This window comes from Hymenobacter sp. DG25B (genome assembly GCF_000801315.1).
Lineage (GTDB): Bacteria > Bacteroidota > Bacteroidia > Cytophagales > Hymenobacteraceae > Hymenobacter.
In genome coordinates, this window is sequence record NZ_CP010054.1 from 1,829,196 (window position 1) to 1,842,179 (window position 12,984).

The window sequence follows — 12,984 nt, forward strand, 5'->3', positions numbered from 1 at the left end:
GTTGCCAGTTGTCAGTAAGCATAACGAACTTCTTGCAACCGGTAACTGGCAACTGACAACTGACAACTCGCCTTCCTGCGTTACATTTGCTTACTTCACTTCAGCCCCTGCTGCCTTGACCGACGCCGAATTCGATATCCTCGACGAGCTGTACTTCGTTACTTCCTTCCGCGACCTGCTCCAGAAAACCAGCCTTTCTACGGCCGAGCTGGAACAGCACCTGCGCAGCCTGCTGGAAAAAGGCCTGGTGCGCAGCTACTGGCCCGACCCCGATACCGAGCTGGCCTATGAGCCTACTTCCTTCGGGGCCATTGGCCGCGATGCCTTTTATCTGGCCTCCAAAGAAGGCCTGCTGCAGCACAATACCCGCTAACGGTGGCCGTACTAACTGCTCCTGCACCTACTACGGCGCGGCCGCCCGGCTACTATGTGCGCCAGCGCCTGCTCGGTAACAAGCCCGCCATGTTCGGGCTGGGCTTTATTGCCCTGTGCACGCTTATAGCGGTGCTGGGCTATTGGGTGCTGCCCGATAATTCGCCCTCGGCCAACAACAGCATTGTGCAGCTGCAAAAAGAGCCACCCGGCTTCCAGGCTACCATTCTGCGCCTGCCCGCGCCCCGGGATACTATTTCAGCCGATAACCTATTCCTGACCTGGTGGCAGGGCCGCGCACCGCGCTACGCCGAGCAGCCCATTGGCAGCTACCGTATTGTGGGCGATTCAATCATAACCGAACCCTACCGCAACCATTCCGCCCTGGCCGATAAGTCGCGGCGGTATTCGCTGGCGCAGATTACCGGGCATGCCGGCCCGGCTGCCGAGCTGCGCCTCGAGGTGGAATCAACCCATATAGTGCACCGTACCTACTGGCTGGGCACCGACAAAGCCGGCCGCGACGAGCTGAGCCGCCTGCTGCTGGGCACACGCATTTCCCTGGGCATTGGGCTGGTGGCCGTGCTTATTTCCCTGGCTTTGGGCATGCTGATTGGGGCCGTGGCCGGCTACGTAGGCGGCTGGGTAGATAGTTTGCTGCTGGGGCTGATGACGGTGGTGTGGAGCATTCCGGGCATTATGCTGGTTATTGCCATTTCCCTGGCCCTGGACAGCAAAGGCGTCTGGACGTCGTTTGTGGCGGTGGGGCTTACCATGTGGGTGGATGTGGCCCGCGTAGTGCGGGGTCAGATGCTGAGTTTGCGCACCACAACCTTTGTAGAGGCCGGGCGCGTACTAGGCTTGCCACAAAGCCGCCTGATTGCGCGCCACCTGCTCCCCAATATGACCGGCCCTCTGATTGTAATTGCAACCAGTAACTTTGCGGCAGCTATTCTGCTGGAAGCCGGCCTCAGCTTTCTGGGGCTGGGCGTGCAGCCACCGGCGCCTTCCTGGGGCCTGATGGTGAATGAAGGCTTTCAGCTGCTGGGCACGCAGGCCGGCCTGTGGCTGACTTTGCTGCCCGGGCTGGCTATTAGCCTGCTGGTGCTTAGCTTTAACCTGCTCGGCAACGGCCTGCGCGACGCCTACGATCCGAAAACCCCGCTTTCCCATGCCTGAATCAGCCCGCCTAATTACGCTTGAGAAACGCTTCTTCCTGAAGGAGCGGGAACTGAACGCCTTACTGGAAATCACGCAGTCCATTAACCAGGACTCGCCGGAAGGTGCGCTGTACAAAATATTTCAGTTCACGCTGCTGGGCCAGCTGAATGTGCGCCGCCTGGTGCTGTATGTGCAGGAAGAAGGGGAGTGGCAGTGCATGCTTTCCTTCGGGGCGGGCATGCCCGATTTTAAAAAGCTGCCCGTGCCCGCCCTGGTGCAGGAGCAAACCCAGCTGCAGCCCTGCCCGGTAGCCGCCGCCCACTTGGGCCCGGAGTGGCAGCTGCTGGAAACCCTGATTCCGGTATTGCAGAACGGCGAGGTGCTGGCGTACATCCTCATCGGGAATGTGCACGAGGACTACGCCGATGGCGAAGCCACCAAGTTTCTGGAAACGCTGAGCAACATTTTGCTGGGCGCCATTGAGAACCGCCGCCTGGCCCGGCAGCGGGTAGCGGCCGCCGCCATGCGCAAGGAAATTGAAATTGCCCAGGAAGTGCAAACCATGCTCTTTCCGCGCAACCTCCCCAACGATGCTCAGGTGGCCGTGCATGCCAGCTACGTGCCCCACACCGCCATTGGGGGCGATTATTATGATGTAGTGACCATTGACAAGGACCGGTTTCTGTTCTGCGTGGCCGATGTATCCGGGAAGGGCGTGCCGGCTTCGCTGTTGATGTCGAACTTCCAGGCCGGGCTGCGCACGCTGCTGCGCCAGGGCGTGGAGCTGGCCACGGTGGTAGCCGAGCTGAATAATCTGATTTACTGCAATGCCGTGTCAGAGAAGTTTATCACAGCGTTTTTTGGCATTTATAACCGCACCACGCGAGAGCTGCAATACGTGAATGCCGGCCACAACTCGCCTATTCTGCTGCAGGACGACGACACGGTGGAGTACTTGGCTGATGGGGCTACCATGCTGGGTATTATGGACGAGCTGCCCTTCCTGAAAGTGTCGCGCATCACTATTCGCCCCAAAGCCCTGCTGCTCACTTACACCGATGGTCTGACGGAAGTATTCAACAAAGCCGGCGACGAGTATGGCGAAGAAGGCGTGCTGGATTTCCTGCGCCGCTCCCGCTACCTGCCCCTGCGCACGCTGCACACGGAGGTACTGGATGAGATTCGCGGCTTCAACGTGAAAGGCAATCAGTTTGCTGATGATATTACCATCCTCAGCTGCCGTTTTAAGTAAGCTTTTCAAAACCTGCTGAAAGAGCGGCAACAAGTAAAATCCCCACCCATCAGAATCTACTTCTGGTGGATGGGGATTTTACTGTTTTAAGCCAGTTAATGGCTTATGTAAGCAGCAACTTTTTCCGTCATGCTGAGCGCAGTGTGAGCACAGGGGCGTAGGTGTGAGTGGCCACGTTTTCGGCGGTATTGGCGTGCCAGAGGTGGCTGAGGCCGGTATGCCCGTGGGTGAGCATCACTACCAAATCGGCGTGGGCCTGCTCGGCAAAGCGGGGGATGCCTTCGCGCACGCGGGGCGCATCAATAACATCAGGCTCGTAGTCGTCCAGGGAGTGGCGGCTGGCGAAGGCATGGATGCGCTGCAGCGGGGCTTCGTGGCTGCGGCCCGGGGCTACCACATCCAGCAGGTGCAGACTGGCCTCCGGGAACAGCTCCTGCAGCTCCCGCAGCTGGGGCACCAGGCGGTCAGCCTCATCCGAAAAATCTGAGGCTACTACCAGGTGCTGCACGTCAAAGTTGGGCTGGGCATGCTTTACCGTGAGTACGGGGCAGGGTGCCAGCTGAACTACCTTCTCGGTATTGGAGCCCACCCACCAGGGGCGGGCCTGGGTGGCGGGCTGGGTGCCCATCACCACCAGGTCGATATCATGGGAGCGAATGGTGTCCAGAATGGCCGTGGTCAGTTCCTCCGTGCTGATGACTTCATCGAAATTAACATTATTGGTCTGGCGCAGGGCTTCGCGCATCAGCTCGTGCATTTTAAACTTCACGTTCTGCAGCAGTCGTACGGCAAACATATCATCCAGCCCGTCGCCCTTATTGCCGCTGCCGCTGGACACAAATCCCGAGCCGCCGGGCAAATCCGGCTTGTGCAGCAGCACCACGCGGCCGCCTACCCGCTGCGCCAGTTGCATAGCTACCTCAAAAGCATGGTGCGCTTCGGGGGTGAAATTGGTGGGGACGAGAAAGTTTTTCATAACACGGAGGAACGGGAGGGATAATGCTGTTTGGTTTAATTATGTTATAATATAAATATAAAATTGCATTGTCAATGCCTCTGGTTCAGTTGCTGGCATTTGTTTTAGCGTACTGCTCCCAGTATTCCTGCTAAAGGTGGAAAAGAACAGCGGCCGGCCCGGGGAACCAATATTTGGCGGGGCCAGTCCTAATGGATACCTTTTCTTATTCTTTCCTCCCTTAAAATTATAGCTATGAAACTCCCCGGCCTCAACCGTCCACCCCGCCGAACCTCCTCCGATAACTATGCTAAATGGGGCTGGTATGCCATGGCAGTAATTGTCCTGCTCTGGATTCTCTACAATATTTTTTACCGCTAGCTGCCGCCGCACAGTGCGGGCGGAGTGTGGTAGCTTTTGTATCCACTTCAGCCGGGTGAGGAAGAATCGTCTGCCGTCAGCCTGGTTTCCGGCTGATAAACCCATTCCTGCACCCGAATTAGAATGACCAGTGCTATAAAGAAGAAGGAGCCGATTTTATCTACTTCCACTAGCTCGTTCAACAGCAGGTGAAACACAATAATATAGAAAGACAGGCCGGCCGCCAGCACCACGTTGCGCAGGACCGGGTCCTTGCTCTGGTGGTATAGGCGCTCAATGAGCAGCAGGGCAGTACTCAGCAGAAAAGCAAAAAGCAGCAGCCCGGGCAGACCCTGCTCAGCCAGCAGCAGTAGGAAGTAGTTGTGCGTGGTAGAGCGCTCGGGGTTGTCGCTGACGTAGGTGCGGAAGCTCTTAACGGTGTAGTGCTTATACTCCGGATAGAAGGTGCTGGGGCCGGTGCCGGTAATGGGCTTATCGTGAAACATGCGTGCGGCCGCTACCCAGCGGTACAGGCGCTCCATCCCCGATACGTCTTCCAGCTTGTAAGTGGCTTCCAGATGCTTCTCGAAGTTGTCGCCGTAGAAAACCGTTTTCTCATAATCGGGGGCGTACAGCAGGTACTTGTTCTGCTGCACAAAGTAGACCACGGCCAGCAGGGTGGCCAGCGCCGAGCCGATGAGCAACAGGCGCGTAAGCCGCCAGCGGATGATGTAGTAAAACACGCCGGAAAGCACCACCGCCAGAATAGAAGCCCGGGTGTAGGAGGTGAATACACCAAACAGGAACAGCCAAAATGCGCCCAGCCACAGGCGGCGACCCCAGCGCGTATGGGCCGCCCGCGCTGCATACCAGGTATACGGAATCAGCAGGGCCAGCGTGGCGGCGTAGATAACGTGGTTACGGTAAAACGGCTGCACCGCCTGATGAATGGTATCAAAACGAAAGCCGCTGCCGGCATGGCGCAGCACGCTGTAGAGAGTAGATAGGGCCACGCCGGCAGTATAGCAGCCCGCCACCCGCCACACATGGGCCGGGCGGCGCACCACCAGCCACGTCACCATCCCAAAGGGAATGAGGTACCAGGTTTTGGCCAGCAGGTATTTCACCGATTTCAGGGTATCCACCGAAACCAGGGTAGAGGTAGCCGCCCACAGCCAAGCCAGAAATACCAGCAGCACCAGCGGGTGCCCCAGCAAACGCCGGGGCAGGCGAATGGCCCCCGTGATGAGGCCCGCCAGGCAGCAGCCGGTAACCACCAGCATCAGCGGCTCCGAGGGAATATCGGTGCTCAGCCCATTAGGCAGGTTGATTTCGTGGGAAAACGCCAGCGAGAACAGCAGCAGGTAGTAGGCCCAGCGCCAGTCATAAAACAGCGCCACTACGGCGGGCGCCACAAAGGGCACCAGCCACCAGCCACTATCCTTCGTCAGCAGCGCAATGCTGCCGCAAACCAGCAGCAGCCCCACAAAGGCCGCGTACAGCCAGGTGAGAACATCGGTAGGAAGGTGGCGCCGCCACGCAGCCGGCAGCGTCAGGCGGTTCATTCCGCGTATTCCCGTTCGCGCCGGGCGCTAAATACCGGTAGCTGCGTGCGGCTGAGCTCCAGCAGGCTCACCCCAATAACCGACAGCACAAACATGACGGTAACCGAGCTTACAATAATCAGCCAGCGGATGGGCTGGGACTTGCGCAGGGCGGGGTAGGCCTTTTGCACCGTGTAAATAGACGAAATCCGGTTGCGCAGGCTGACTTCCGTATCCTCGTAAGCGCCGCGGGCTTTCACCAGGCGCTCCTGCAGATTCAGAAAACGGGCGTAAAGCGTGCTCACATCGTCGGCGGCGGTGAGGTAGTTTTCCAGGTTGATGCGGTTGCCGCCTTCGGCCGTGGTCAGATTGCGCAGGGCGCGGCGCAGGCCGGCCACGCGGGCCACGGAACCCCCGCCAGCGGCCACTTCGCCTTCGGCCCGCTGCAGCTCAGTTTCAGTTTCTACCACTTCCTTGGCCAGGTAGCGCGACTCGCGGTCCATGCCAAACACGCCGTAGCGCTTGCGGCTGTTCACCAGACTGTCGCGGGTGAGCTGGTACTGGGTTTTTAGGTAAGCGTAGCGGGACTGGTAGAGGGCCAGTACTTTGCGGCGGTTTTCGGTGGTCAGCTGCTGGTTGATGCTGTCAATAATCTGCACCAATGCGTTGGCCACTTTCGCCGCCAGAAACTTGTCTTCATCAATAAAGGTCAGCTCAATGGCGTCGCGCTCCGAGGGAATGATGCGCAGGTTGCTGCTAAACTCATCCAGCACGGCCTGGTGCACTTTGTCGGTGTTGCCATCGTCTAGGCCATAATGCTGCTGTAAATGAAATTTGCGCACCACCTGCTCGGCCACGGGCAGGGAAGTGCCAATGGTAATAATCCGGTCCAGGTCGGCGGCCGTTCCCCCGGGCTCCAGCTTGGCGCCTTCGGCTACAATCTGGTCGGGGTCGGTGCTTTGGGGAGCGGTGGGGTAAAATACCGCGGTTGATTTATATTGATTGGGCAGCAGGAAAGCCACTACGGTGCTTACCAGCAGCGTGAGGAGCAAAGCCCGCAGCACGGGTTTTTGCCACCGCCTGAGCAGCGGCCAAATATGGAGAAGCGAATAAGACGAATCAGGCATACGGGCAGGGTTACAATTATGCAGGTAGCGAAGGCCGCTGGTACCCGGCCGGGGCCCCGAATAACATTTCAGTAGCAGGAACGCGGCGCATCAGCCGCGCCGAAAAATAGCAGAAGAATCATCGAAGGCCGAAAAATACGCATTGTTCGGTGCCAATCGTATTTTTGCCGTCCACTCAGCGGCAAGTAGCATCAAAAAGTTTTTCGCAAATATCAGCTTCGTCGTGCTGCTCAACCTGCTGGTAAAGCCCGGCTGGGTGGTGGTGGAAAACCTGGTGCAGGACCGCCTGGGCCACGCGGCCTTTGGTACGTTTACCGCCCTGTATGCCCTGACGCTCATCTTTGCCTCGGTTTCTGACCTGGGAATGACGCAGCACGCCACCAAGCGCGTGGCCGCCGACGCCACCTTTCTGCCCGAGTATTTCCCTACCATTCTGCCCCTGAAGGGCTGGCTTTCTTTGGGCTTTCTGGGCTTAATTGTGGCCACCGGTTTCGTGCTGGGCTACCGTGGGCACACGCTCACGCTGCTGGCGCTTACCGGGGGCGGACTGCTGCTCATGCAATACACGCAGTTTTTGCGCGGCACGTTGCAGGCCAGCCAGCGCTTCAATACCGATGCCCTGCTCTCCGTGCTGGAAAAAGTGCTGTTGCTGGGGCTGGTGCTCTTGCTGCTGCCCGTGGGCCTTTCACTGGATAGCTACATTGGGGCCCGCACAGTGGCCACGCTGCTCACCTTTGTAGTGCTGTATGTGCTGGTTTCCAGGCTGTTTGGGTGGCAGCGCTACCGGCTGCGCTGGCAGCACGCCCGCACCGTGCTCAAGCAAAGCCTGCCTTTCGCCCTCATCACCCTGCTCTATGGCCTGAACGAGCGGATTGACATGGTGATGCTGGAGCGCCTGGCTTCGCCGCAGGAGGCGGGTTACTACGCCGGGGCCTACCGCTGGGTAGATGCCGTGATGATGTACCTCTGGACGGTGCTGCCCCTGTTTTTTGCCAAGTTTGCCCACGCCAGCGCCCGCCCCACCGAGCAGCGCGAGCTGCTCTGGTTTGGGCAGCGAATTGTAACCGTGCCGCTGCTGTTTGTGTGCGCGTTTGTGCTGTTTCGGGGCGAGGTGCTGTTCTGGCAGTTTAAGCACAGCACCCCGACGGAAATTGCGCACATGGCTTTCTGCCTGAAAATCCTGTTTGTGAATGTGCTGGTGCACGCCTTCTTCGCCATCTATAGCACCCTGCTCACCAGCACCAATCAGGAGCGCGCCGTGAGTGCGCTGGTGGCCGGCAGCATTGTGCTGAATGTGGGCCTGAACCTGTTGCTACTCCCTCGGTTTGGCGCTACCGCTGCTGCGCTTAATACGCTGTGGTGCGCTTTGTTTGTTTCGATTGGCTACGTGGCTTTGGTGCGCGGCCGGGCGCGGGTGGCCATTCCGTGGGCGCTGCTGGGCCGCCTGGGGCTGGCCTTTGGGCTGCTGGCGGCCGTGTGGTATGGTCTGCAGCTGTGGCTGCACCAGTGGCTGTTAGAGTCGGTGGGGGCGGGGCTGGCTTTCGGTCTTATTCTGCTGCTGCTGCGCATTGTGAAAGTGAAAGAAGTGCGGGCAGTGTTGCGCCGTTAATCTATCCTGGCCGACTGCAAAAACGGCGCGGCCGGCGGGCGTGAGCGGCTGATTGTCTATTTTGCTGCTCTTTCACTGCTCAATCCTTCCCGCGTGCACATTGCCGTCAACACCCGTTTCCTGCTGCCCGGCAACAAGCTGGAAGGCATCGGGCGTTTTACTTTTGAAACGCTGCAACGGCTGGTGCGGCAGCACCCCGGGCACACCTTTCACTTTCTGTTTGATCGGGAGTTTGATGCGCGGTACGTGTTCGGGCCCAACGTGGTACCGCACGTGCTCTACCCCCCGGCCCGGCATCCGTTTCTGTATGTGCTGTGGTTTGAAGTAGCCGTGGCCGCCTGGCTGCTGCGCTTCCGCCCGGCGGTATTTCTCAGCCCCGATGGCTATACTACGCTGAACACCAGCGTGCCCCGCGTCACGGTAATTCACGACCTGGCTTTCGAGCATTTTCCGCAGGATGTAGGCACCCTGCAGCGCTGGTACTATCACTACTTTGCCCCGCGCTTTGCCCGCGCCTCTGCCCGGGTAGTAGCCGTATCCGAAGCCACCAAACAGGACCTCATCCACACCTACCAAATCCCCGCCGACCGTATCCGGGTAGTATACAATGCCGCCGACGACCATTTTCAGCCCCAGCCACCCCAGGTGCAGCAGGATACGCGGGACCGGTTCAGCGCGGGCAAGCCCTATTTTCTGTTTGTGGGTGCGCTGCAGCCGCGCAAAAATCTGGTAAATCTGCTGCGCGCTTTTGATTTGTTTAAGCTGCGCACCGGCTCCCCGGCCAAGCTGCTCATTGTAGGCCGCACGGCCTGGCAGGCGGGACCCATTTTCGAGGTGTACCGCACGCTGCAGCACCGCCGCGACGTGCACCTCACCGGCCGCGTAACCGAGGAGGAACTGGTGCAGCTATACGCCGCCGCGCTGGCCACCACTTACGTGCCCTACTTCGAAGGCTTTGGTATTCCCATTATTGAGGCGCAGGCCTGCGGCTGCCCCGTCATCACCTCCAACTGCAGCTCCCTGCCTGAGGTAGCCGGCGGCGCCGCCCAGCTGGTAGACCCATTTTCGGTAGAATCTATTGCCGAGGGGCTTGCGTTAGTGCACAGTTCTGCTCCCCGCCGCCAGGAGCTGGTGTGCCTGGGGCACGAAAACACGCGCCGCTTTTCCTGGGATCAAAGCGCCGCCCAGCTGTGGCAGGTATTGCTGGAAGTGGCAGGGAAGTAAGATCCGGAATATCATAAACAAGACCTTCATGCAGAGCGGGAGCGAAGCATCTCGCGTGCGGTCGTTGCTACAGTAACTGTCATGCTGAGCTTGTCGAAGCATCTCTACCGCTTCTAAACCAAAATATACTACACTAGCGAGATGCTTCGCTCCCGCACTGCATGACGGGCTTATAGATTCCTAAAAGGTCCTTCGCCTGCTCAACATGACGTTCTTATAATCTGGTCTGCCGTACCTTCGTACTGCTAAACTCCGTTTGCTCTTCATTCCGAACTCAAAAACCATGCGTTTACACCGAATGCCGGCCCCCATGCGCCGCCTGTTGCCGGAAGCGCTCTGGGATATGCCGGTAGGCGGGGAGAAGGTGCTATATCTGACGTTCGACGACGGCCCCATTCCCGAAGAAACGCCTTTTGTGCTGGAGCAGCTGGCGCTTTTCAACGCCCAGGCCACCTTCTTCTGCGTGGGCGAAAACCTGGTGCGCCACCCCGAAATAGCCCGCCAAACCCTGGCTGCCGGCCACCGCCTGGCCAACCATACTTACCACCACCTCAGCGGCTGGACCACCTCCCGCGCCGATTATTTAGCTGACATCACCCGGTGCCAGCAGGCCCTGGATGCCGTGCTGCCCGCTCCCGAGGCCCGGCCTTTGCTGCGCCCACCCTACGGCCGCATCACTATTCCGCTGGCCCGCCACCTGCACGCCACCCACCAGCTGGTAATGTGGGACGTGCTCACTTGTGACTACGACGCCACCTACGATTCTGAAGATTGCCTGCACACCGCCATCAGCCTGACCAGGCCCGGCTCTATTGTGGTGTTTCACGACAGCCTGAAAGCCAGCCGCAACCTGCGCTATGTGCTGCCGCGCTACCTGGCTCACTTTGCGGCGCTGGGCTATCAGTTTGCTGCCTTATAATTCCGGGTTGATGGTCACGGCACTCACGCTGTATCTGGCATGTTGGTTTCTGATCCTGAGCGTGTCCACGCTGTTGTTTGCGCTGCGGCGCAGCCCGGCTTTGGCGCCGCTGCCCGCCGCGCTGCCGCGCGTGAGCATCCTCATTGCCGCCCGCAACGAAGAAGCCGCCATTGGCCGCTGCCTGCACCATATCCGCCAGCTCCACTACCCCCCGGAGCTGATAGAAGTACTGGTGGGGGACGATGCCTCCTCGGACCGCACCCGCGCCCTGGCCGAGCGGGCCATGCAGGGCTATGCCGGCACCTTTCGCTGCGTACCTATCACGGACACCATGGGCACGGCCCTGGGCAAAGCCAACGTGCTGGCCCATTTGGCCCGGCTGGCCACCACGGAGTATTTCTTTATTACCGACGCTGATATTGCCGTGCCTGCCACCTGGCTCACGGGACTATTGGCGCACGCGCAGCCCGGAGTCGGCACCGTTACGGGCCTCACCGTAGTAGAAGGCCCGCGCCTGTTCGATCAGCTGCAAGGGCTGGATTGGCTGCTCTCCCTGGGGCTGGTGCAGGTGGTGTCTGATTTTGGCCGCCCGGTCACGGCCATGGGCAACAACATGCTGATAACCCGAACCGCCTACGAGGCCACCGGCGGCTACGAGCGGCTGCCGTTTTCCGTGACCGAAGACTATGAGCTGTTCCGGGCCGTATTGCGGCAGGGCTTCCGCTTCCGAAATGTATTCCGCCCCGAAGTGCTGGCCGTTTCCTTACCCATTTCCTCCGTTGGCCGGCTGCTGCACCAGCGCCGCCGCTGGCTACGCGGGTAGAGGGGCTGCCCTGGTGGCTGCAAAGCGGCTTGCTGGTGTATGCCGGTTTCTATCCGGTGCTGTTGCTGCTGGCTGTGGTAGTGGGGCCTGAGGCAGCATTGTTGGTTTTGGGCGCTAAAATGCTGTTGCAAGGTATATTAGCTGCGCTTTGCTTTCACCGCGTAGGCCGGCGCGCGCCTTTGCGCCTACTTCCGCTATTCGAGTTCTACACGGTAGGTCTTACCGTTGGCTTGGTACTGTTTCGGCTACTACCTATTCGGTTTGAGTGGAAAGGCCGGCGGTATAAGTAGGGGATTTGTGGCAAGATTAAAACCATAACGTCATGCTGAGCGCAGTCGAAGCATCTCTACTGCTTCACTTGTCATCCTGAGCTCTGCGAAGGACCTTCACACTGCTGAACGACCATCGTAACAACGACTGGTCCTAACGTGATAAGGTCCTTCGCAGAGTTCAGGATGACAGATAAGGTGGCAAAGTCAGAACGTAAGAGGTTTCGCTTTCGCCGGCATGAAGTTCTGGTTTGTGCTGCCCCTTCCTCGCTCTGCAGCCTGTATTCGCCTGCCCGTCGCCTACCTTTGCAAAAGCTTCCGCCGCCTACTACTGGCAACTGACAACCCGCAACCGGCAACTGACCCCATGCACCTCACCGACTCGCACGCCCACGTATATTCTGAGCAGTTTAAAACCGACCGGGACGACATGCTGCACCGCGCCCTGGAGGCCAGTGTGAGCACCATCGTCATGCCCAACATCGACCATACCACCATTGATATGATGCTGGAAACGGAAGCCCGCTTTCCGCAGCTGTGCTTTGCCATGATGGGCCTGCATCCGTGCTCCGTGAACAAGGATTTTGAGCGGGAATTGTATCTGGTGGAAGAATGGCTGGGCAAGCGGCCGTTTGCGGCGATAGGGGAGTGCGGCATTGATTTGTACTGGGACAAAACCACCTTGGGCTGGCAGCAGGAAGCCCTGCGGGTGCAGATCCAGCTGGCCAAGCGGCACCAGCTCCCACTGGTACTGCACACCCGCGACGCTTTTCAGGAAACCGCTGAGCTGGTAGAAGCCGCCCAGGACGGTACGCTGCAAGGCGTGTTCCACTGCTTTTCCGGCTCCCGCGCCGAGGCGGAGCGCGTTATCAAAATGGGCTTTAAGCTGGGCATTGGGGGCGTGGCCACATTCAAAAACGGCGGCCTGGATCAGGTGCTGCCGGGCCTGGAGCTGGAGCACCTGCTGCTGGAAACCGACTGCCCCTACCTGGCGCCTGTGCCGCACCGCGGCAAGCGCAACGAGCCCGCCTACCTGCCCCTGGTGGCCCGCCGCGTAGCCGATTTGCTGGGCCGGGACGTGGAAGAAGTAGCCGAAGCCACCACCCGCAACGCACAAGCATTATTTAGCTTATAGCAAAAAGCAAAGGCTAAATCACCAGAGCAACAAGCTAGAATTAAATGCTAGTTCCCCTCCTCAGAAAGGAGGGGTTAGGGGTGGTTGAATGACTAGAGCTAGAAAACTAGAACTAGCTGTCGTGCAAACGCTTCGGTCAACCACCCCTAACCCCTCCTCAGCTGAGGTGGGGAACTAGCTGCTATCCGTAGTTTTAGTGCGCAACATGCAGTAGCTTGCCAATTCGCCGGGCCC

12 protein-coding genes are annotated in these 12,984 nt (G+C 59.2%); 9 read left to right on the plus strand and 3 right to left on the minus strand.

Annotated elements, in window-relative coordinates:
- Nucleotides 1-115 precede the first annotated feature (115 nt).
- From PK28_RS07810 to PK28_RS07820, 3 genes are read left to right on the plus strand one after another with little or no spacing between them, the layout of a single operon-like run.
- Nucleotides 116-373 (plus strand): helix-turn-helix domain-containing protein, encoded by a 258-nt coding sequence (locus PK28_RS07810; protein WP_044513099.1) that lies wholly within the window; start codon nt 116-118, stop codon nt 371-373.
- A gap of 2 nt (nt 374-375) precedes the next feature.
- Nucleotides 376-1,551, plus strand: a complete 1,176-nt coding sequence (locus tag PK28_RS07815) for an ABC transporter permease (RefSeq protein ID WP_044513101.1) — start codon at nt 376-378, stop codon at nt 1,549-1,551.
- Nucleotides 1,544-2,785, plus strand: a complete 1,242-nt coding sequence (locus PK28_RS07820) for a PP2C family protein-serine/threonine phosphatase (RefSeq protein WP_044513103.1) — start codon at nt 1,544-1,546, stop codon at nt 2,783-2,785. Before PK28_RS07815 ends, PK28_RS07820 begins: the two co-directional genes overlap by 8 nt.
- Nucleotides 2,786-2,912: 127 nt before the next feature.
- Here PK28_RS07820 and PK28_RS07825 read toward each other — a convergent pair whose 3' ends face one another.
- Nucleotides 2,913-3,761, minus strand: coding sequence for a universal stress protein (locus tag PK28_RS07825; RefSeq protein WP_044513106.1), 849 nt, complete (start codon nt 3,759-3,761; stop codon nt 2,913-2,915).
- A 234-nt stretch (nt 3,762-3,995) separates the two neighbouring features.
- Here PK28_RS07825 and PK28_RS21130 point away from each other — a divergent pair, with 234 nt between their 5' ends.
- Entirely contained in the window at nt 3,996-4,121 is a 126-nt protein-coding gene (locus PK28_RS21130; RefSeq protein ID WP_262489744.1) for a hypothetical protein, read from the plus strand.
- A 47-nt stretch (nt 4,122-4,168) separates the two neighbouring features.
- On the opposite strand, the gene PK28_RS07830 is transcribed toward PK28_RS21130, so the two are convergent.
- Nucleotides 4,169-5,665 carry an O-antigen ligase family protein gene (locus PK28_RS07830; RefSeq protein WP_048825739.1) on the minus strand — a complete coding sequence of 499 codons (1,497 nt, stop codon included), beginning with the start codon at nt 5,663-5,665 and terminating at the stop codon, nt 4,169-4,171.
- On the minus strand, nt 5,662-6,771 hold the full coding sequence (locus PK28_RS07835) for a GumC domain-containing protein (protein ID WP_071885129.1): 1,110 nt from the start codon (nt 6,769-6,771) through the stop codon (nt 5,662-5,664). The genes PK28_RS07830 and PK28_RS07835 overlap by 4 nt, the downstream gene beginning before the upstream one ends.
- 223 nt (nt 6,772-6,994) lie before the next feature.
- On the opposite strand from PK28_RS07835, the gene PK28_RS07840 reads away from it, so the two are divergent.
- The 5 genes from PK28_RS07840 (at nt 6,995) to PK28_RS07860 (ending at nt 12,750) form a co-directional block, all read left to right on the plus strand.
- Nucleotides 6,995-8,380, plus strand: a complete 1,386-nt coding sequence (locus PK28_RS07840) for an oligosaccharide flippase family protein (RefSeq protein ID WP_044513113.1) — start codon at nt 6,995-6,997, stop codon at nt 8,378-8,380.
- A 93-nt stretch (nt 8,381-8,473) separates the two neighbouring features.
- Nucleotides 8,474-9,604 carry a glycosyltransferase family 4 protein gene (locus PK28_RS07845; RefSeq protein ID WP_044513117.1) on the plus strand — a complete coding sequence of 377 codons (1,131 nt, stop codon included), beginning with the start codon at nt 8,474-8,476 and terminating at the stop codon, nt 9,602-9,604.
- Nucleotides 9,605-9,887: 283 nt separating this feature from the next.
- Entirely contained in the window at nt 9,888-10,523 is a 636-nt protein-coding gene (locus PK28_RS07850) for a polysaccharide deacetylase family protein (RefSeq protein ID WP_044516575.1), read from the plus strand.
- Nucleotides 10,524-10,533: 10 nt separating this feature from the next.
- Nucleotides 10,534-11,346, plus strand: a complete 813-nt coding sequence (locus tag PK28_RS07855; RefSeq protein WP_048825740.1) for a glycosyltransferase — start codon at nt 10,534-10,536, stop codon at nt 11,344-11,346.
- 636 nt (nt 11,347-11,982) lie between these two features.
- Nucleotides 11,983-12,750: a TatD family hydrolase gene (locus tag PK28_RS07860; protein WP_044513119.1), complete on the plus strand. Its 768-nt coding sequence runs from the start codon at nt 11,983-11,985 to the stop codon at nt 12,748-12,750.
- Nucleotides 12,751-12,984 lie beyond the last annotated feature (234 nt).

Bases quoted from the DNA above. Each gene is read 5' to 3' on its own strand.
- PK28_RS07820 (WP_044513103.1), top strand. From the start codon at position 1,544: ATGCCTGAATCAGCCCGCCTAATTACGCTTGAGAAACGCTTCTTCCTG.
- PK28_RS07825 (WP_044513106.1), bottom strand. From the start codon at position 3,761: ATGAAAAACTTTCTCGTCCCCACCAATTTCACCCCCGAAGCGCACCAT.
- PK28_RS21130 (WP_262489744.1), top strand. From the start codon at position 3,996: ATGAAACTCCCCGGCCTCAACCGTCCACCCCGCCGAACCTCCTCCGAT.
- PK28_RS07830 (WP_048825739.1), bottom strand. From the start codon at position 5,665: ATGAACCGCCTGACGCTGCCGGCTGCGTGGCGGCGCCACCTTCCTACC.
- PK28_RS07835 (WP_071885129.1), bottom strand. From the start codon at position 6,771: ATGCCTGATTCGTCTTATTCGCTTCTCCATATTTGGCCGCTGCTCAGG.
- PK28_RS07850 (WP_044516575.1), top strand. From the start codon at position 9,888: ATGCGTTTACACCGAATGCCGGCCCCCATGCGCCGCCTGTTGCCGGAA.
- PK28_RS07855 (WP_048825740.1), top strand. From the start codon at position 10,534: ATGGTCACGGCACTCACGCTGTATCTGGCATGTTGGTTTCTGATCCTG.
- PK28_RS07860 (WP_044513119.1), top strand. From the start codon at position 11,983: ATGCACCTCACCGACTCGCACGCCCACGTATATTCTGAGCAGTTTAAA.